Here is a 20034-nt window from a genome sequence, read left to right on the forward strand (position 1 = left end):
CGCAACACCAGGCCCCGATCATGCCCGGCTGCGGGAACCTGCTAGGTCAGTATCGCACGACGTTGGGCGCAGCCATGAATTGAACAGAGTCACCCGGGCCTATGGTGGTACCGGTGAGAGGGTATTGGCTCTGGTTCGCGCAGCCTGCCAGGATAATTCCGGCACCGGCGATGAATGAGATAAATTTCATATGCATAATGATCGTCCTTAAAATATACCGGGACACCAATTCCGGCGGGTCGTTGAATGCGCTTTTGAAACGCTGGGACAGTACCGCTAATAGCGCTGCCTAAACCGACATTCTCAGTTGGGTGCCATTGCGTCAGTGAAGCGGATCACAGTCGTTAGGATTTTTTAAAATTTGTTGATTTTCTTACCTGTGCAATTCGGTAAAAGGCTCTTAGCGCAGCCTTGCAGAGTGAGTTCATGAGTTTCCCGTCGCCAGACACAGTCCATCCCGTCACGCTGCCGGATGGCAGCAAGCTGCCCAACAATGTCTTTTTGAAAGCGGTCATCGATCATCCGCGCATCGACGTCGGGGAGTACACTTACGCCAATGATTTCGACCCGCCTGCGGAGCTGTCTGGCTGGGCGGGTCGGATCGCGCCCTATCTTTTCCCGATGTCCAGCGACAGGCTGATCATCGGCAAGTTCGGGCAGTTTGCCCACGGTGTTCGGTTCATCACCCATGGGGCCAATCATGACATGCGGGGGTTTTCGACTTTCCCCTTTGCCATTCACGATCCCGATAGATTTGGCGCCTACGCAAACGCATTGCCGCAGGGGCGTGATACAGTTGTGGGCCATGACGTCTGGATCGGCGCAGATGCACGGGTATTGCCGGGCGCACAGATCGGATCTGGTGTCATTATCGGTACGGGTGCGGTCGTCGGCGGTACAATCCCGGATTACAGCGTGGTGGTGGGCAATCCCGGTAAGGTGATCCGTCTCCGCTTCGATCCCGGCGTGATTGCCCGGTTGCTTGATCTGGCGTGGTGGGACTGGCCGATTGAACAGATCACGGCCCATGAGGCGCTGATTACGGGTGCGGATATCGATGCGCTGGAAGCGGTGGCAGGATAATCGCACGCCTATTTTCTGGTTTTGACCTTGCGATCCCTCTTGAACCCGGCCGCTTTTCCGACTACGCCATCCCCCGGCATAGGGGTTTAGCTCAGTTGGTAGAGCATCGGTCTCCAAAACCGAGGGTCGTGGGTTCGAGTCCCTCAGCCCCTGCCAGTTCTCCCGCTTTTGGCTTTGTTGGCAAATGATGTTTCTACGCGCCATTTCGCGTTGTTCAGAGGACGCATGCCGGGGCGGTGTCCTCTTGAAATCCTCGGCTTTGGCCGTTATGTCGCCTAGATCGTTACCTTGAAAGAGATGCCCAATGGCCACCACCAATCCGCTTCAGTTCATTCAGCAGGTTCGCGCAGAAGTCGCGAAGGTGGTCTGGCCGACCCGGCGCGAAGTCATGCTGACCACGGTGATGGTCTTTATCCTCGCTGCGCTGACGGCCATCTTCTTTGCAACCGTCGACATCATCATCCGTGGCGGACTGCAGGCTGTCCTGAACATGTTTGGCTGAGGCTGAACCGGACGTCTAAAAAACCCAAACGCCCCCTTGAAACATTGGCCTGTGCGGAGTATCCCGCACACCTGACCTGAACGGGGGCGTGCGGCGATTCGAGTTGCGCGCCGATTTTTTGTTTAAAGTCAGCGGGCTAAGTGTCTGAAAGACAGTGGAATTTTTGCGCTGCACATGGCGCGCGACAGGACAGGGACCAAGGATCAGATGGCAAAACGGTGGTATTCGGTCAGTGTTCTGTCGAACTTCGAAAAGAAGATCGCGGAGCAAATCCGTACATCCGTGACCGAGCAGGGCCTGGAAGAGCAGATCGACGAGGTTCTGGTTCCGACCGAAGAGGTGATTGAAGTGCGCCGCGGCAAGAAGGTGACGACCGAGCGTCGCTTCATGCCGGGGTATGTGCTGGTGCATATGGAGATGTCGGATCAGGGCTACCACCTGATCAACTCCATCAACCGCGTCACCGGTTTCCTGGGCCCGCAGGGGCGCCCGATGCCGATGCGCGATGCCGAAGTGAACGCGATCCTGAACCGGGTTCAGGAAGGCGAAGAAGCGCCGCGTACGCTCATCCATTTCGAGGTGGGTGAGAAGGTTAAAGTGGCCGACGGTCCGTTCGAGGACTTCGACGGCATGATTGAAGAGGTCGATGATGAGAACCAGCGCCTGAAGGTGTCGGTGTCGATCTTTGGCCGGGAGACCCCGGTCGAGCTGGAATTCACCCAGGTCAACAAGCAGACCTGAGTGTGCAAGGCGTGGGAGGCGAGGGTGCCGCGGCATCCGAACCGGACCACGACAACAACGGCGGGTTTCCCGCCGAGGAACCTGAGGCAGCGCGCTGCTGAGGGGTTGGAAAAGGAGAAGGCCAATGGCCAAGAAACTTGCCGGGACCATGAAGCTTCAGGTTCCCGCCGGTCAAGCAAACCCGTCCCCGCCGGTAGGTCCGGCGCTGGGTCAGCGCGGCATCAACATCATGGAATTCTGCAAGGCGTTCAACGCCAAGACCGCAGATATGGAGCAGGGCGCCCCTTGCCCCACCGTGATCACCTACTATCAGGACAAGTCCTTCACCATGGACATCAAGACGCCGCCCGCGTCTTACTACCTGAAGAAGGCCGCCAAGCTGAAATCCGGTGCCAAGACACCCTCGCGCGAAGTTGTGGGTCATGTGACCTCCAAGCAGGTGCGCGAGATTGCCGAAGCGAAGATGAAAGATCTCAACGCCAACTCCGTGGAAGCGGCGATGCAGATCATCCTGGGCTCCGCCCGCTCCATGGGCATCGAGGTGAAGTAAGATGGCAAAGCTTGGAAAAAGAACCCGCGCCGCGCGTGAAGCTTTCGCTGGCAAAGAGAATGTAACCGTTGAAGAGGCCGTTGCGCTGATCAAGGGAAATTCGGGTGTGAAGTTCGACGAAACCGTCGAGATCGCCCTGAACCTTGGCGTTGACCCACGCCACGCAGACCAGATGGTCCGCGGTGTGGTGGGCCTGCCCAACGGCACCGGTAAATCCGTGCGCGTGGCTGTATTTGCCCGCGGCCCGAAGGCCGAAGAAGCCGAGAAGGCTGGTGCGGATATCGTTGGTGCCGAAGACCTGATGGAAACCGTGCAAAGCGGCAAGATCGAATTTGATCGCTGCATCGCCACGCCGGACATGATGCCCATCGTCGGTCGTCTGGGTAAGGTGCTCGGCCCGCGCAACCTGATGCCCAACCCCAAGGTTGGCACCGTGACCATGGACGTCGAAGCTGCTGTGAAAGCGGCAAAAGGCGGTGAAGTGCAGTTCAAGGCCGAAAAAGGCGGCGTTGTGCACGCCGGTGTTGGCAAACTGTCCTTTGACGAAGCCAAGCTGGTGGAAAACATCCGTGCCTTTGTCGGTGCCGTGTCCAAAGCGAAGCCAACAGGCTCCAAAGGCACATACATGAAGAAAATCGCGCTGAGCTCCACCATGGGCCCTGGCGTTTCCGTTTCGGTTGATAACGCCGTCACCGAGTAAACAGGTAGGGTGGGCTTCAGCCCACCGTGCCATCCGAATTTGGCGGGGCGACCCGCCAGATAGGCAGGGCCAGACGATCGGCCTTGCTTCTGTCCGAGACGGAGGGTGTGGGGTACCTCACATAATTCCTTCCTGAGATGGGAAACGAGAGAATTCGGCCTTCGGGCGGTTTTGGTCTCGGGACCCTGAATTGGACCCGAAACGAGGGGCAGACCATCGCCTCTCTAAACTGAGCCGGGTGGGGCAACCTACCCAATTTTGGAGTGAAACTGTGGATAGAGCACAAAAAGAACAGCTGGTCGACGAACTCGGCCAGATCTTTGAAAGCTCTGGCGTCGTTGTGGTTAGCCACTATGCCGGTCTGACAGTTGCTGAAATGCAGGACCTGCGCGCCAAAGCACGCGAAGCGGGTGGGTCTGTGCGTGTTGCCAAAAACAGGCTCGCCAAGATCGCCCTTGAGGGCAAGCCATGCGCAAGCATTGCTGACCTTCTGTCGGGTATGACCGTTCTGACCTATTCTGAGGATCCTGTGGCCGCGGCCAAGGTGGCTCAGGACTACGCCAAGGGCAATGACAAGTTCGTCATCCTCGGCGGTGCCATGGGGGAGAACGCGTTGGACGTCGCCGGTGTCGAAGCCGTGTCCAAAATGCCATCGCGCGAGGAGCTTATTGCTACCATCGCTGGCATGCTGGGCGCACCTGCATCGAACATCGCCGGGGCCATTGGCGCACCTGCAAGCAACATCGCATCCATCTTGTCCACCATCGAGGACAAGGCGGCTGCTTGAAGCATCGTCAAATCGGCGTCGGGTTGAATGCACGACGTTGGAACACACATATCGTTAACGGAAAGAGCTAAACATGGCTGATCTGAAAAAACTGGCAGAAGAGATCGTTGGTCTGACCCTGCTTGAAGCACAAGAACTGAAAACCATCCTCAAAGACGAGTACGGCATCGAGCCCGCAGCAGGCGGCGCAGTGATGATGGCTGGTCCTGCAGACGGTGCTGGCGCCGCTGAAGAGGAAAAAACAGAATTCGACGTCGTTCTGAAGAACGCGGGCGCGTCGAAAATCAACGTGATCAAAGAAGTGCGCGGCATCACCGGTCTGGGCCTGAAAGAAGCCAAAGACCTCGTGGAAGCGGGCGGCAAGATCAAAGAAGGCGTCGACAAAGCCGAAGCCGAAGAGATCAAAGGCAAGCTGGAAGCAGCTGGCGCCGAGGTCGAACTGGCCTAAGCGGTTCGGAGGCAAAGGCCTCCGGTCGAAACATTGGGGGCGCTCCGCAGGTCGGAGCGCCCCTTTTTCATGTGCGGGTGTGGTCAGGCCATGCCAGCATTCCGGCGCAGCAGGCGCAGGGCGCCAAGCCCGGCCAGCAGAAACCAGGCGGCAGCTGGCAGGGGGACCGGGCTGGTCTCCACGCCGGTATCGCTGAGGAATATGCCCGAGGCCGAGGTCCAGGGCACCGATGTGTCTATGCCAAGTGCGGCGGTGTTGAAAAAGTCTGCGTCTCCCTCCGTGATCAAGGTTGCGGTCAAGCCGAAATCGTAGATCCTGTCGCCACGCAGGTTGAACGACACCGACACAAGGCCTTCGCCCGCGTCAAAACTTGCCTTGGTGAAGCTTCCGCCAAAGTCGACAAGGGGATCACGGTAATCCACGAAGTCGGTTGTGGTCGCCGGGCGGCGGAACCAGTTTCCGGTAAACCTGGCCAAGTCCGACGAACCGACCCGGTCCGCGAGCAGGCTGTAGCTTGCCCGCCCACCAGCGGCCAGGGAACCGCTGAGGCGCGTGGTGAAGGTCACGCTGAAGATGTCGTTGAAACTGAGTGCGGATGCGTCAACCGAGATTGTGTCTTTTATCACCGCCAAGGTTCGGGTTGACTGAGCGGAGAAGGACCCCAGGTCAGCTCGACCGGAGCGTGCCCGCAACCGCCCGGTGGCGAGATCCCCCTCGACGTCGGCAAAGGAGGTGTTGCCGGGTGTGGTAAAGCTCACGCCTTCGGAAAAGCCAGTGCGAGGGGCAAAACTTTCGGATTTACTAATAGGAGAGGCGACGACCTGGTAAGAGATACCGAAATCGGCCGTATTGAGCGTTGCGGCATGCGCCCCGTATGACAGGGCTGAAAGAAGTGCTGCAGAAACTATGGTTTGAAAACTCTTTGTCACTGGTTCTGTCCCAAATCGTGGATAATTCGAATTGAAATGCTACTCTGCTGCTCAGATGACGTCTCTAGGGCAAATGCCCTAGAGATTTTGACCTAACTTTATTTGTATTCAGACCGATAGATGGATGTCACACGGATCATAGAGTTGCAGCGGGCGCTGCTTCAGGCAGGGGGCGTCTGGAACGACCCCGAAGCGTGCCGTACCCTTGAGGACTTGCTGCGCACTGACCGGTTGTATGAGGTGGGACCCAACGACACGGCTGACGGGATTGCAGTTATGAGCCGGTCCATGGGCACCGGCCTTGCCGACGGGATCGCCGCTACCTTTCATGGCTATGACACCGGCGGTTTTTCGACCTTCGTCGATCCCTATGCCTCTTTCCTGCACCGGGTTCTGCGGTCCGCCGGGGCGGGTGCGTTCCACGATGGGCCGCTGTTTGACCCGGCGGCCCGTGAGAACACCGAGGTGCACGCAAAAGCCCTGAACCCCAACCAGATCGACCGGCAGATGGCCGCATCGACCCCGCTGTCGGTGGGGGAGGGGATGCTGATCGCCGGATACGGCCATGTCGATGTTCCCGGCGAAGGGTCATCCGAATTCAAGTGGCTGAAGCTGCTTGAGCCCGCATTTACCGCCGGGCGCAAACTGCGCGCCGAGTTGCAGCGCTACAAGGCTGAGTGGGTCCAGGCCATGGATGCCATGCCGGTGGCCTTGTTGGTCTTCGATGCTGCGGGCACGCTAATGCACCGCAATCATTGCTTTGATGCGCTGGCGGCGACCCAGGCAGGGCTTGAGGACTGCCAGACATCAGCCGCGCAGTTGGTGGCCCGGGTGTTGCCGGGGAGCCGGCGTGACCAATACATGGCCGAGGCGCCGTTGAACGTCGTCTCGCTCGTCTCGCTTCCGGATTGCCAGGTGCGGTTGTCAGCGGCACAGGCGCCCTGGCCCCATGGCGATCCCATCTGCCTTGTGTCGGTCGAGGTGATATCGCGCGGCGAGCACTATGTCTTGACGCCCCGCGAAACGGAGGTTGCCAAGCTGCTGGCCGAGGGGCATCAGGACAAGCAGATTGCGCGCGATCTGGATATCAGTTTGCATACGGCCCGGCGCCATGTGGAACGCGTCCTGTCCAAAACCGGTTGTCGAAACCGCACCGAAGCGGCGTTGAAACTGCGGGGCCTGCGTTAAGGCAAGGCTGACGGATTTGACGCTCTGGCGCACAACCGGGCACCTTTGCCGTCCGGCCAGGCGAAAAATTCTTGCTTTTCTCCGCCCGCCCTGTTGTGCTTTTGTTAATCAAGGCCTATGTGAAGACTTCCGCTGGGGGCGATGATTCGCACCCGGCCTTTTGCGTCTTTGACACAGGCAGGAGCAGGCACACTCACACACACCTGAAATCTTTCGCAAAAAGCCGCCCCAGAGATCAAAAGAGCGGCTTTTTCCGGAGAGATTATGATCGGGCGCGTGCTTTCGGGCAAGCACGCAGGGATAGATCTTCTTTTCGATCTTTGAGCGTTCGCGACGGGTCGCCCTCCCGCTGCGCGAACAGACAAAGATATGGAGTGCGACTTCGCATGGCAAATACGTTCCTCGGCCAGAAACGTCTACGCAAATACTACGGCAAGATCCGCGAAGTGCTGGACATGCCGAACCTTATCGAGGTGCAGAAATCCTCGTATGATCTCTTCCTGAACTCCGGCGATGCGGACGTCCCCACGGACGGCGAAGGCATCACCGGCGTGTTCCAGTCGGTCTTCCCGATCAAGGACTTCAACGAAACCTCCGTGCTTGAATACGTCAAGTACGAGCTGGAAAAGCCCAAATACGATGTGGAGGAATGTCAGCAGCGTGACATGACCTACAGCGCCCCCCTGAAGGTGACGCTGCGCCTCATCGTGTTTGATGTGGACGAAGACACGGGCGCGAAATCCGTCAAGGACATCAAGGAACAGGACGTCTTCATGGGCGACATGCCTCTGATGACCCCAAACGGCACATTTGTGGTGAACGGCACAGAGCGGGTGATTGTGTCCCAAATGCACCGCTCGCCCGGCGTGTTCTTTGACCACGACAAGGGCAAGACGCATTCCTCCGGCAAACTGCTCTTTGCCTGCCGCATCATCCCCTACCGCGGTTCTTGGCTGGACTTCGAATTCGACGCCAAGGACATCGTCTTTGCGCGGATCGACCGTCGCCGCAAACTGCCTGTGACAACCCTCCTCTACGCGCTTGGTCTCGACCAGGAAGCGATCATGGACGCGTATTACAACACCGTCACCTACAAGCTGAAGAAGAACAAAGGCTGGGTCGCCCCGTTCTTCCCGGATCGTGTGCGCGGCACCCGCCCGACCTATGATCTGGTCGATGCGAAAACCGGTGAAGTGCTGTTCGAGCAGGGCAAGAAAGTCACCCCGCGCGCGGTCAAGCAGTTGATCGACGACGGCAAGGTGACCGAGCTTCTGCTGCCTTACGAGCATATCGCGGGAAAGTTCGTCTCCAAGGACATCATCAACGAAGAAAACGGCGCGATCTATGTCGAGGCCGGAGATGAGCTGACCCTGGAATACGACAAGGACGGCACGCTGATCGGTGGCACCGCGAAAGAGCTGATCGACGCAGGGATCACCGAGATCCCCGTGCTCGACATCGATAACGTGAATGTCGGCCCCTACATGCGCAACACCATGGCGCAGGACAAGAACATGAACCGCGACACCGCGCTCATGGACATCTACCGCGTCATGCGTCCGGGCGAGCCGCCCACCGTCGAGGCCGCCTCCGCGCTCTTCGACACGCTGTTCTTCGACAGCGAGCGCTATGACCTGTCGGCTGTCGGCCGTGTGAAGATGAACATGCGTCTGGCGCTGGATGCGGAAGACACGCAGCGGACGCTGCGCCGCGAAGACATCGTGGCCTGCATCAAGGCGCTGGTCGATCTGCGCGACGGGCGCGGCGACATCGACGACATCGACCACCTCGGCAACCGCCGGGTGCGCTCGGTCGGTGAGCTGATGGAGAACCAGTACCGCGTGGGTCTGCTGCGGATGGAGCGCGCGATCAAGGAACGCATGTCGTCGGTCGAGATCGACACTGTCATGCCGCAGGATCTGATCAACGCGAAACCCGCCGCTGCTGCCGTGCGTGAATTCTTCGGCTCCTCGCAGCTTTCGCAGTTCATGGACCAGACCAACCCGCTCTCCGAGGTCACGCACAAACGTCGTCTCTCGGCGCTTGGGCCGGGCGGTCTGACACGCGAACGCGCGGGCTTCGAGGTGCGCGACGTGCACGCCACGCACTATGGCCGGATGTGCCCGATCGAGACGCCCGAAGGCCCGAACATCGGTCTGATCAACTCCCTGGCCACCTTTGCCCGTGTGAACAAATACGGCTTCATCGAAACGCCCTACCGCAAGGTCGAAGGCGGCAAGGTGACGGACGAAGTGCACTATATGTCCGCCACCGAAGAGCAGCGGCACACCGTTGCGCAGGCCAACGCGTCGATCGACGAGGGGGGCAAGTTCACCAATGAGTTCGTGAACACCCGCCAGTCGGGCGAATACACGCTCGCGCCCAGCGAATCCGTGGATCTGATCGACGTGTCGCCGAAACAGCTGGTCTCGGTCGCGGCCTCGCTCATCCCGTTCCTTGAGAATGACGACGCGAACCGCGCTTTGATGGGCTCGAACATGCAACGTCAGGCGGTGCCGCTTCTGCAAGCCGAGGCGCCGCTTGTCGGCACCGGCATCGAAGAGGTTGTGGCCCGTGACTCCGGGGCGGCCATCATGGCGAAACGCGCCGGTGTGATCGACCAGGTCGATGCCAGCCGGATCGTGATCCGCGCCACCGAAGACCTGGAGCTGGGCGACGCAGGCGTGGACATCTACCGCATGCGCAAGTTCCAGCGCTCCAACCAGAACACCTGCATCAACCAGCGTCCGCTGGTGAAGGTGGGCGACATGGTGACCAAAGGTCAGGTGGTCGCAGATGGTCCGTCGACGGATATGGGGGAACTGGCACTCGGCAAGAACGTCGTCGTCGCCTTCATGCCCTGGAACGGCTACAACTATGAGGACTCGATCCTGATTTCCGAGCGGATTGCCCGCGACGACGTCTTCACCTCGATCCACATCGAGGAATTTGAAGTCGCCGCCCGTGACACCAAGCTTGGGCCGGAAGAGATCACCCGCGACATCCCGAACGTCGGTGAGGAAGCCCTGCGCAACCTCGACGAAGCGGGCATCGTCTACATCGGCGCCGATGTGGAGCCGGGCGATATCCTCGTCGGCAAGATCACCCCGAAGGGCGAAAGCCCGATGACGCCGGAGGAAAAACTCCTGCGCGCCATCTTTGGTGAGAAAGCCTCGGACGTGCGCGACACCTCGCTGCGCGTGAAACCGGGCGACTTCGGCACCGTCGTGGAAGTGCGTGTTTTCAACCGCCACGGGGTGGAAAAAGACGAACGTGCGCTGCAGATCGAGCGTGAGGAAGTCGAACGTCTGGCCCGTGACCGGGACGACGAACTCGCGATCCTCGACCGCAACATCTATGCGCGTCTCAAGGGCATGATTCTCGGCAAGGTGGCCGTGAAAGGCCCGAAAGGCGTGCCGTCGAACTCCGAGATCACCGAAGACCTGCTGGAAATGCTGACCCGTGGTCAGTGGTGGCAGCTCGCCCTCAAGGACGAGGCAGATGCGCAAGTCGTGGAAGCCTTGAACGAGCAGTACGAGATCCAGAAGCGTGCGCTCGACGCCCGTTTCGAGGATAAGGTTGAGAAGGTGCGTCGCGGCGACGATCTGCCCCCGGGCGTGATGAAGATGGTCAAGGTTTTCGTCGCGGTGAAGCGCAAGCTGCAGCCGGGCGACAAGATGGCCGGACGTCACGGCAACAAGGGTGTGATCTCGAAAGTGGTGCCGATGGAGGACATGCCGTTCCTCGCGGACGGCACCCCGGTCGACTTCTGCCTCAACCCGCTGGGCGTGCCGTCGCGCATGAACGTCGGGCAGATCCTGGAGACGCATATGGGCTGGGCCGCGCGCGGTCTGGGCTTGAACGTGGACGAGGCGCTGCAAGAGTACCGCCGGTCGGGTGATCTGACCCCTGTGCGTGACGCGCTGCACCATGCCTATGGCGAGAACGTCTATGACGAAGGTATCGCCGGTTTGGCAGAAGACTTGTTGATCGAAGCGGCCAGCAACGTCACACGCGGTGTGCCGATTGCCACGCCGGTCTTCGACGGTGCCAAGGAAGCGGACGTGAACGATGCGCTGACCCGCGCGGGTTTCGACAGTTCCGGCCAGTCGGTGCTGTTCGACGGGCGCACGGGTGAGCAATTCGCGCGGCCTGTGACCGTGGGCGTCAAGTACCTGCTCAAGCTGCACCACCTGGTGGATGACAAAATCCACGCGCGTTCGACCGGGCCGTACTCCCTCGTCACCCAGCAGCCGCTGGGCGGTAAGGCGCAGTTCGGTGGCCAACGCTTCGGTGAGATGGAGGTCTGGGCTCTAGAAGCTTATGGCGCCGCCTACACCCTGCAGGAAATGCTGACCGTGAAGTCGGACGACGTGGCTGGACGGACGAAAGTCTATGAAAGCATCGTCAAGGGCGAGGACAACTTCGAAGCCGGTGTGCCCGAGAGCTTCAATGTTCTGGTTAAAGAAGTCCGCGGCCTCGGCCTCAACATGGAACTCCTGGATGCGGAGGAGGACGAGTGAGGAAGTTGACGGTCGCAGGAATGGCTGCCGTTCCACTTTCTGCATGTCAGATAGTCGGCGGTGCCGACTATCTTGATACGCGCGACAACTCGAGGGTCTTGGCCATTTGGAATGCAAATGGCAGCGACTTCTTGACTGAATGTAGATCGGAGCGCCAACCAGTCGTCGCTCCGCCGCTTGAAGCATTGCAAGGCGTCGTCACTAACGGCTCCATGTCTCAAAGAAATTATAATCGTGCAGACTTTTTCGTTTGCCCTGAATTGGCAGAGGTTTCCCAATGAACCAGGAACTGACCAACAACCCGTTCAACCCGCTCACGCCGCCCAAGGTGTTTGACGAAATCAAGGTGTCTCTGGCCTCGCCGGAGCGCATCCTGAGCTGGTCCTTCGGGGAGATCAAAAAGCCTGAGACCATCAATTACCGGACCTTCAAGCCCGAGCGTGACGGTCTCTTCTGCGCGCGTATCTTTGGGCCGATCAAGGACTATGAGTGCCTTTGCGGCAAGTATAAGCGCATGAAGTATCGCGGCGTTGTCTGCGAGAAATGCGGTGTGGAAGTCACGCTGCAAAAGGTCCGCCGCGAGCGGATGGGCCACATCGAGCTGGCCTCTCCTGTCGCGCATATCTGGTTCCTGAAATCGCTGCCCTCCCGCATCGGCCTCATGCTCGACATGACGCTGCGGGATCTGGAGCGGGTTCTGTACTTCGAGAACTACGTGGTGATCGAGCCTGGCCTGACAGACCTTCAATACGGTCAGATGATGACTGAAGAAGAGTATATGGACGCGCAGGATGCCTATGGCATGGATGCCTTTACGGCGAACATCGGTGCCGAAGCGATCCGCGAGATGCTGGCCGCGATTGATCTGGAGCAGGAAGCTGAAACGCTGCGCGCAGACCTGAAAGAAGCGACCGGTGAGCTGAAGCCCAAGAAGATCATCAAGCGTCTGAAAGTGGTCGAAAGCTTCCTTGAATCCGGCAACCGCCCGGAGTGGATGGTTCTGACCGTGATCCCCGTGATCCCGCCGGAGCTGCGCCCGCTGGTGCCGCTCGATGGCGGCCGCTTCGCGACGTCTGATCTCAACGATCTCTATCGCCGGGTCATCAACCGGAACAACCGTCTGAAGCGGCTCATCGAGCTGCGCGCGCCGGACATCATTGTCCGCAACGAAAAGCGGATGCTGCAGGAATCCGTCGACGCTCTGTTCGACAACGGCCGTCGTGGCCGCGTGATCACGGGGGCGAACAAGCGTCCGCTGAAATCGCTGTCGGACATGCTGAAAGGTAAGCAGGGTCGCTTCCGTCAGAACCTTTTGGGTAAGCGCGTCGACTTCTCGGGTCGGTCGGTCATTGTGACCGGGCCGGAGCTCAAGCTGCACCAATGCGGTCTGCCCAAGAAGATGGCCTTGGAGCTCTTCAAGCCCTTCATCTACTCGCGACTGGAGGCAAAGGGGCTGTCGTCCACCGTGAAGCAGGCCAAGAAGCTCGTCGAAAAGGAACGCCCGGAGGTTTGGGACATCCTCGACGAGGTGATCCGCGAACACCCGGTGATGCTCAACCGTGCGCCGACGCTGCACCGTTTGGGCATCCAAGCGTTTGAGCCTGTCCTGATCGAAGGCAAGGCAATCCAGCTGCACCCGCTTGTCTGTTCAGCCTTTAACGCGGACTTCGACGGGGACCAGATGGCGGTGCACGTGCCGCTCTCGCTGGAAGCCCAGCTCGAAGCGCGTGTGCTGATGATGTCGACCAACAACGTGCTGTCGCCCGCCAACGGTGCGCCGATCATCGTGCCGTCGCAGGACATGATCCTGGGCCTCTACTACACCACGCTGGAACGTGAAGGCATGCCGGGTGAAGGCATGGTCTTCGGCTCTGTTGAAGAGGTCCAGCACGCGCTGGATGCTGGGCTTGTGCACCTGCACTCCAAGATCACGGCGCGGGTGCCGCAGATCGACGAGAATGGTCTGGAGGTCATGCAGCGTTTTGAGACCACGCCGGGCCGTGTGCGCCTTGGTGCGCTTCTGCCGTTGAACGCCAAGGCACCGTTTGAACTGGTGAACCGTCTGCTGCGCAAGAAAGAAGTTCAGCAGGTCATCGACACCGTCTACCGCTATTGTGGTCAGAAAGAATCCGTCATTTTCTGCGACCAGATCATGACCATGGGTTTCCGCGAGGCATTCAAGGCCGGGATTTCTTTCGGCAAGGACGATATGCTGATCCCCGACACCAAATGGCCGATCGTCGAAGAGACGCGCGACCAGGTGAAGGATTTCGAACAGCAGTATATGGACGGTCTGATCACCCAGGGTGAGAAGTACAACAAGGTGGTCGATGCCTGGTCGAAGTGTAACGACAAGGTCACCGACGCCATGATGGGCTCGATCTCTGCCAGTCAGAAGGACGAGGCCGGTGCTGAAATGGAGCCGAACTCGGTCTACATGATGGCGCACTCCGGGGCGCGGGGCTCGGTCACGCAGATGAAACAGCTCGGCGGGATGCGCGGCCTGATGGCCAAGCCGAACGGCGACATCATCGAGACGCCGATCATCTCGAACTTCAAGGAAGGTCTGACCGTTCTTGAATACTTCAACTCCACCCACGGTGCGCGCAAAGGTCTGTCGGATACCGCTCTGAAAACAGCGAACTCCGGCTACCTGACACGCCGCCTTGTGGACGTCGCACAGGACTGCATCGTACGCATGCCCGACTGTGGCACCGAGACGTCGATCACCGCTGTTGCGGCGGTGAATGACGGTGAGGTGGTGTCGTCCCTGTCCGAACGGGTTCTGGGTCGCGTCGTGGCCGAGGACATTCTGCGTCCGGGCACCGATGAGGTCATGCTCGCCTCTGGGACGTTGATCGATGAGCGCATGGCGGATGCCATTGAAGAGGCCGGCGTGGCCTCTGCGCGAATCCGCAGCCCGCTGACCTGTGAAGCGGAAGAGGGTGTATGTGCCATGTGCTACGGGCGGGACCTCGCGCGCGGCACCATGGTCAACACCGGTGAAGCTGTGGGCATTATTGCCGCGCAGTCGATTGGTGAACCGGGCACGCAGCTGACGATGCGGACCTTCCACATCGGCGGTGTTGCGCAGGGTGGTCAGCAATCCTTCCTGGAGGCCAGCCACACCGGCAAGGTCGTCTTCGAGAACGCGCAGACCCTTGAGAACGCCGCTGGCGAGATCATGGTCATGGGCCGCAACATGAAGCTGATTATCCAGGACGAAAACGGTGAGGAACGTGCCAGCCACAAGGTCGGCTACGGCTCCAAGCTCTTCGTCAAGGACGCGCAGGACATCGTGCGGGGCGACAAGCTCTTTGAGTGGGATCCCTACACGCTGCCGATCATTGCGGAGAAAGACGGTACGGCCAAGTTTGTCGACCTCGTGAGTGGTATCGCCGTCAAGGACGAGACCGACGATGCAACCGGCATGACCCAGAAGATTGTGATCGACTGGCGTTCGGCGGCGAAGGGCAATGAGCTCAAGCCCGAGATCATCCTGGTGGGCGGTGATGGCGAACCGGTCCGCAATGATGCGGGCAACCCGGTGACCTATCCGATGTCCGTCGACGCGGTTCTCTCCATCGAGGATGGTGCCGAGATCAAGGCCGGTGACGTGGTCGCACGGATCCCGCGGGAAGGTGCGAAGACCAAGGACATCACCGGTGGTCTGCCGCGTGTGGCTGAACTCTTTGAGGCGCGTCGTCCAAAGGATCACGCCATCATCGCGGAAATCGACGGCTATGTGCGCTACGGCAAGGACTACAAGAACAAGCGCCGTATCGCGATCGAGTCCTCGGAAGATCCGGACACCAAGGTCGAATACATGGTGCCCAAGGGCAAGCACATCCCCGTGGCCGAAGGCGACTTCGTGCAGAAGGGCGACTACATCATGGACGGCAACCCGGCGCCGCATGACATCCTCGCCATCATGGGGGTCGAAGCGCTGGCGGACTACATGATCGACGAGGTGCAGGACGTCTACCGCCTGCAGGGTGTGAAGATCAACGACAAGCACATCGAGGTTATCGTGCGCCAGATGCTGCAGAAGTGGGAAATCCAGGACTCGGGCGACACCACGCTGCTGAAAGGCGAACACGTGGACAAGCAGGAGTTCGACACCGCCAACGAGAAGGCGATTGCCAAGGGCGGGCGTCCCGCGCAGGGCGAGCCGATCCTTCTCGGCATCACCAAGGCGTCGCTGCAGACCCGCAGCTTCATCTCGGCGGCCTCCTTCCAGGAGACCACGCGCGTTCTGACCGAGGCGTCTGTCCAAGGGAAGAAGGACAAACTGGTCGGTCTGAAAGAGAACGTGATCGTGGGCCGTCTGATCCCGGCGGGTACAGGTGGGGCCACCATGAAGGTGCGCCGCGTGGCGCAGGATCGCGACAATGTGGTGATCGAGGCGCGCCGTGAAGAAGCCGAGGCAGCGGCGGCTCTGGCCGCACCTGTTGGCGACGACATGGTCGGCGGCGACGTCTTTGATCAGGTGATCACACCGGACCCTGACAGCCGCGACTAAGGCGACGTCCAGAACACACCAGAACCCCCGGCGACACGCGCGCCGGGGGTTTTTCTTTGCCTTGCAAAGATCATCCGCCCTCGGGGTGGTGCTGGTCCCGTGCAGCGATTGCCGCGTCCCGACCGTGGAAAAGCTGTGGCTAATCGACCGTTTCGGCGCTAGCGTCCGGTCATTGTTTGGCGGCTTCCCAGCCACGCCCGTATTGATCCAGAAGGTCGCTCATGTCCGACACCCAGCATCCGCTCGCCCCGCACCATCTGCCGCCCTATTTTGCAGGCGCTGATGGCAGCGACAGCCTCTTCACCGTCATGGTCATTTTTGTCCTTGTGCTGATTCTGCTGCTCGGGATCGCCTATTTCACCCTGCATGCGCTGCCCGAGCGCATGGCGCATAAGGGCAACAGCGCGCAATTGCAGCTGATCAGCATTCTCGCGATGCTGGCCCTTTTTACCCACAATAATCTCTTCTGGATCATCGCATTAGTGCTGGCCGCCTTCCGCCCACCGGATCTGGTCAGCCCGCTGAATTCCATGGCGCAGTCGCTGCAAAACCTCGTGAACCGGGAGAAGTAGGCCATGCTTGAGGTCATCCTGTGTTCGCTGGTCACGATCCTGCCGGACTATCTGTTGCGCCGTCGCTTCCAGGGCAAACGCTGGGGCGATCAGATCAATTTCTTCACGGTCTGGTACGAGTTGCGCTGGGGCATCACCCTCTGCGCGATGTTGACGATCAGCCTGATCACCATCGTCTTCTACTACCACCCCAGCACCTCGAACGTGGCCTCCTTCTTCCGCACCGTGACGATTCTATCAGAGCAGGGCGGGCGGGTCTCGGATGTCTATGTCGAGATCAACTCCGAGGTCGCGGCAGGTGATCCAATCTTCAAGCTCGACAGCAGCAGCCAGGAAGCCGCCGCCGAAACCGCGCGCCGTCAGATCGCCGAAGTCGAGGCCGGTCTTGTGCTGGCGCAAGCGCAACGCGCCTCTGCCGTCGGCACTTTGGATCAGGCCATGTCTGCCTTTGAGCAGACCCGCGAAGATCTGGAGCGCCGACGCGCTTTGCGGGCGCAGGGCTCTTCTGCGGTCAGTGACCGCGACGTGGAGATTCTGGAGAATGAGCTGGGTGCCCGGCAAGGCGAGGTTGATGCGGCGCGCGCCGGGGTCGCGGCGGTGGATGCGCAGATCACCGTGCAGCTGCCTGCCCAGCGTGCGACAGCAGAGGCCGCGCTGGCACAGGCACAAAATGAGATTGAGAAGCTGACCGTTTATGCAGGCGTCGATGGCACCATCGAACAGTTCACCTTGCGCGTGGGCGACATCGTCAGCCCGGTGTTGCGCCCGGCGGGCATTCTCGTGCCCTCGGAGGCGGGCCGGAACCGCTTTCAGGCGGGCTTCCCGCAAATTTCCGCACAGGTGGTGAAGGCGGGCGGGGTGGCCGAGATCATGTGCATCTCCAAACCCTTCACGGTCATCCCGATGGTTATCACGGAGGTACAGGATGTGATCGCGGCGGGGCAGGTGCGCCCCTCGGACCGGCTGGGCGATGCGCAGGCCATGGGCGCGCCCGGCACGATCACCGCGTTCATGGAGCCGATCTACCCCGGCCAGACCGACGACATCCCGCCCGGCAGCCGCTGCCTTGCCAACGCCTACACCTACAATCACGCGTTGCTGGACGACCCCGAGCTTGGGTTTGGGCGCCGCATCTTCCTGCATGTGGTCGATACGGTTGGCGTGGTGCATGCGGCAGGGCTGCGCATCCGGTCGCTGTTGTTGCCGTTGCAGACATTGGTTTTCACCGGCCACTAGAGAGCTGCGCGCCGCTTGGTCGCAGGGAGCGAAAAAGGTTTTGAACACCGGTCAATCAAACACGGGCACCATGTCGCCGAACCTTGCCGGTGCGCTGTTGATGATGGCCTCGATGGCCTGTTTCACCATCAACGACGCGCTCATCAAGGCGACCGGCGGCGCGGTGCCGCTGTTTCAGCTGCTGGTTTTGCGCGGGGTTCTGGCGACTTTGCTGATTGCACTTCTGGCATGGTCACGCGGTGCTTTCCGGCCCCGTGTTGCACCGCAGGACTGGTTCTGGATCGGTTTCCGCTCGCTTTCGGAAGTCGGGGCGGCGTATTTCTTCATCACCGCCCTTCTGAACATGCCGCTGGCCAATATCACGGCCATTCTGCAGGTCTTGCCTTTGACGGTGACGCTTGGCTCTGCCCTGTTTTTCCGCGAGGCCGTTGGCTGGCGCCGGATGAGCGCCATTGCAATCGGGTTCTGCGGCATGCTGTTGATTGTGCGTCCGGGGTCTGATGGGTTCACGCTGTGGTCGCTTTACGCGCTGATTGCCGTGCTCTGTGTCACGGCACGGGATCTCTCCACACGGCGACTGTCCTCGCAAGTGCCTTCGCTCCTCGTGACCTTCTCGGCGTCTCTCATGGTGCTGGTGGCGGCAGCGCTTGCGTCACTGTCCATCGACTGGGTCCTCGTTTCGACACAACTGGGCACGTTGATTGCTGCATCTTCGATTTTCATCGTCGGCGGGTACTACTTCAGCGTTCAGGTGATGCGGGCGGGAGATGTCTCCTTCATTGCGCCCTTCCGCTACACGGGACTGATCTGGGCACTTGTTCTGGGCTGGCTGGTGTTTGGTGACTGGCCCAGTGCGCTGACGCTTCTGGGTGCGGGCATCATCGTGGCAACCGGGCTCTTCACCCTCTACAGGGAGCGGAGCCAGATGCGGCGGTGACTGCCCATGGTGCGCAGGCAAGGGCCTCGCTTAACAGTGTATTGCGGGCTGCAATGCCGATCTCCTCCGTCGGCAAAAGGAAGGATGTGCCAAGCCTCTGATAAGAGAGGTGCGCCTGTTGACACCATGCGCGACTCCTTTTATACGCCGCTCATCTCGACGGCAGGGTCAAGCCTGCGCGCCGAAATCAGAACTGAAGTGGTCACGATCCGGCCCCCTATCGGCCCGATCCTCTGTAAACCCACCGCGTCGTTTTCCTCGGTACGGAAACGTGGCGGTCTTTTGGCATTGCGCCATCGGCGCATGTAAATCGTAGCGCCATCGGCGCATGAGCATTGCAGGCGGACGCGTCTGTGAGAGAGTTTCAACCGCATGGGGGTCGTCCTCGTGCACACATATGTGAGCAACACGGGGAAAGAACCGGAATGCCAACGATCCAACAGCTGATCCGCAAGCCGCGGCAGCCTAAAATCAAACGTTCAAAGTCCATGCACCTGCAGGAATGCCCGCAGAAGCGTGGCGTTTGTACGCGTGTCTACACCACCACACCGAAGAAGCCGAACTCGGCGATGCGGAAAGTGGCCAAGGTCCGTCTGACCAATGGCTTCGAGGTGATCAGCTACATCCCGGGCGAAAGCCACAACCTTCAGGAGCACTCCGTGGTTCTGATCCGTGGCGGCCGTGTCAAAGACCTTCCCGGTGTCCGTTATCACATTCTACGTGGTGTTCTGGATACCCAAGGCGTCAAAGACCGTAAGCAACGTCGTTCGAAGTACGGCGCGAAGCGTCCGAAGTAAGAGGAATAGAGAATGTCCCGTCGCCACGCAGCCGAAAAACGCGAAGTCCTGCCCGACGCCAAATATGGCGATCTGGTGCTGACAAAATTCATGAACAACCTGATGATCGACGGCAAGAAGTCGGTCGCAGAACGCATCGTCTACTCCGCGCTTACCCGCGTTGAAGACAAGATCAAGCGCGCACCCATCGAGGTTTTCCACGAAGCGCTCGACAACATCCAGCCTTCCGTCGAAGTTCGGTCGCGCCGTGTTGGTGGTGCAACATACCAGGTGCCCGTCGAAGTGCGCCCCGAGCGTCGTCAGGCGCTGGCCATCCGCTGGTTGATCAAAGCCGCCCGTTCGCGCAACGAGAACACAATGGAAGAGCGCCTGGCTGGTGAACTTCTGGACGCTGTTCAATCCCGCGGTACCGCGGTGAAAAAGCGCGAAGATACGCACAAGATGGCAGACGCCAACAAAGCGTTCAGCCACTACCGCTGGTAACCACATCGTCGCGTCCCGTCCGGGGGCGCGGCAAAT

Annotated in this window: 16 protein-coding genes and 1 tRNA gene; 16 read left to right on the plus strand and 1 reads right to left on the minus strand. The window is 60.0% G+C overall.

Annotation, left to right across the window (positions count from 1 at the left end; genetic code table 11):
• Window positions 1–426 precede the first annotated feature (426 nt).
• The 8 genes from ISX84_RS07435 (at window position 427) to rplL (ending at window position 4811) form a co-directional block, all read left to right on the plus strand.
• The gene (locus ISX84_RS07435; protein WP_195819711.1) at window positions 427–1083 is read left to right on the plus strand and encodes a CatB-related O-acetyltransferase; all 657 of its coding nucleotides are present in this window, start codon (window positions 427–429) and stop codon (window positions 1081–1083) included.
• Window positions 1084–1163: 80 nt separating this feature from the next.
• Window positions 1164–1239 (plus strand) — tRNA-Trp (locus tag ISX84_RS07440).
• Window positions 1240–1387: 148 nt separating this feature from the next.
• On the plus strand, window positions 1388–1585 hold the full coding sequence (gene secE, locus ISX84_RS07445) for a preprotein translocase subunit SecE (RefSeq protein ID WP_195819712.1): 198 nt from the start codon (window positions 1388–1390) through the stop codon (window positions 1583–1585).
• A 207-nt stretch (window positions 1586–1792) separates the two neighbouring features.
• Window positions 1793–2326 carry a transcription termination/antitermination protein NusG gene (nusG, locus tag ISX84_RS07450; RefSeq protein WP_195819713.1) on the plus strand — a complete coding sequence of 178 codons (534 nt, stop codon included), beginning with the start codon at window positions 1793–1795 and terminating at the stop codon, window positions 2324–2326.
• 124 nt (window positions 2327–2450) lie between these two features.
• Complete coding sequence (gene rplK / locus ISX84_RS07455) at window positions 2451–2876, plus strand: 50S ribosomal protein L11 (protein ID WP_195819714.1); 426 nt, start codon at window positions 2451–2453, stop codon at window positions 2874–2876.
• Window position 2877: 1 nt separating this feature from the next.
• Window positions 2878–3576 (plus strand): 50S ribosomal protein L1, encoded by a 699-nt coding sequence (gene rplA / locus ISX84_RS07460; RefSeq protein ID WP_195819715.1) that lies wholly within the window; start codon window positions 2878–2880, stop codon window positions 3574–3576.
• A gap of 271 nt (window positions 3577–3847) precedes the next feature.
• Window positions 3848–4363, plus strand: a complete 516-nt coding sequence (rplJ, locus tag ISX84_RS07465; RefSeq protein ID WP_195819716.1) for a 50S ribosomal protein L10 — start codon at window positions 3848–3850, stop codon at window positions 4361–4363.
• A gap of 73 nt (window positions 4364–4436) precedes the next feature.
• Window positions 4437–4811 (plus strand): 50S ribosomal protein L7/L12, encoded by a 375-nt coding sequence (gene rplL / locus ISX84_RS07470; RefSeq protein WP_195819717.1) that lies wholly within the window; start codon window positions 4437–4439, stop codon window positions 4809–4811.
• An 83-nt stretch (window positions 4812–4894) separates the two neighbouring features.
• On the opposite strand, the gene ISX84_RS23445 is transcribed toward rplL, so the two are convergent.
• Window positions 4895–5740, minus strand: coding sequence for a VPLPA-CTERM sorting domain-containing protein (locus ISX84_RS23445; RefSeq protein ID WP_195819718.1), 846 nt, complete (start codon window positions 5738–5740; stop codon window positions 4895–4897).
• Between the two features lie 120 nt (window positions 5741–5860).
• Between ISX84_RS23445 and ISX84_RS23160 the strand changes: the two genes are divergently transcribed.
• The 8 genes from ISX84_RS23160 (at window position 5861) to rpsG (ending at window position 19998) form a co-directional block, all read left to right on the plus strand.
• Window positions 5861–6928 (plus strand): helix-turn-helix transcriptional regulator, encoded by a 1068-nt coding sequence (locus ISX84_RS23160; protein WP_229884174.1) that lies wholly within the window; start codon window positions 5861–5863, stop codon window positions 6926–6928.
• Between the two features lie 386 nt (window positions 6929–7314).
• Window positions 7315–11451, plus strand: a complete 4137-nt coding sequence (rpoB, locus tag ISX84_RS07485; RefSeq protein ID WP_195819719.1) for a DNA-directed RNA polymerase subunit beta — start codon at window positions 7315–7317, stop codon at window positions 11449–11451.
• A gap of 277 nt (window positions 11452–11728) precedes the next feature.
• Entirely contained in the window at window positions 11729–15973 is a 4245-nt protein-coding gene (rpoC, locus tag ISX84_RS07490) for a DNA-directed RNA polymerase subunit beta' (protein ID WP_195819720.1), read from the plus strand.
• A gap of 221 nt (window positions 15974–16194) precedes the next feature.
• On the plus strand, window positions 16195–16545 hold the full coding sequence (locus tag ISX84_RS07495; protein WP_195819721.1) for a hypothetical protein: 351 nt from the start codon (window positions 16195–16197) through the stop codon (window positions 16543–16545).
• Window positions 16546–16548: 3 nt separating this feature from the next.
• Window positions 16549–17781 (plus strand): HlyD family secretion protein, encoded by a 1233-nt coding sequence (locus tag ISX84_RS07500; RefSeq protein WP_195819722.1) that lies wholly within the window; start codon window positions 16549–16551, stop codon window positions 17779–17781.
• A 70-nt stretch (window positions 17782–17851) separates the two neighbouring features.
• Window positions 17852–18718, plus strand: coding sequence for a DMT family transporter (locus ISX84_RS07505; protein ID WP_195819723.1), 867 nt, complete (start codon window positions 17852–17854; stop codon window positions 18716–18718).
• A 425-nt stretch (window positions 18719–19143) separates the two neighbouring features.
• Window positions 19144–19515 (plus strand): 30S ribosomal protein S12, encoded by a 372-nt coding sequence (rpsL, locus tag ISX84_RS07510; RefSeq protein ID WP_011570072.1) that lies wholly within the window; start codon window positions 19144–19146, stop codon window positions 19513–19515.
• A 12-nt stretch (window positions 19516–19527) separates the two neighbouring features.
• On the plus strand, window positions 19528–19998 hold the full coding sequence (rpsG, locus tag ISX84_RS07515) for a 30S ribosomal protein S7 (RefSeq protein WP_195819724.1): 471 nt from the start codon (window positions 19528–19530) through the stop codon (window positions 19996–19998).
• The last annotated feature ends 36 nt before the right edge of the window (window positions 19999–20034 follow it).

It is taken from the genome of Roseobacter sp. MH60115, assembly GCF_015644665.1.
Classification (GTDB): domain Bacteria; phylum Pseudomonadota; class Alphaproteobacteria; order Rhodobacterales; family Rhodobacteraceae; genus Roseobacter.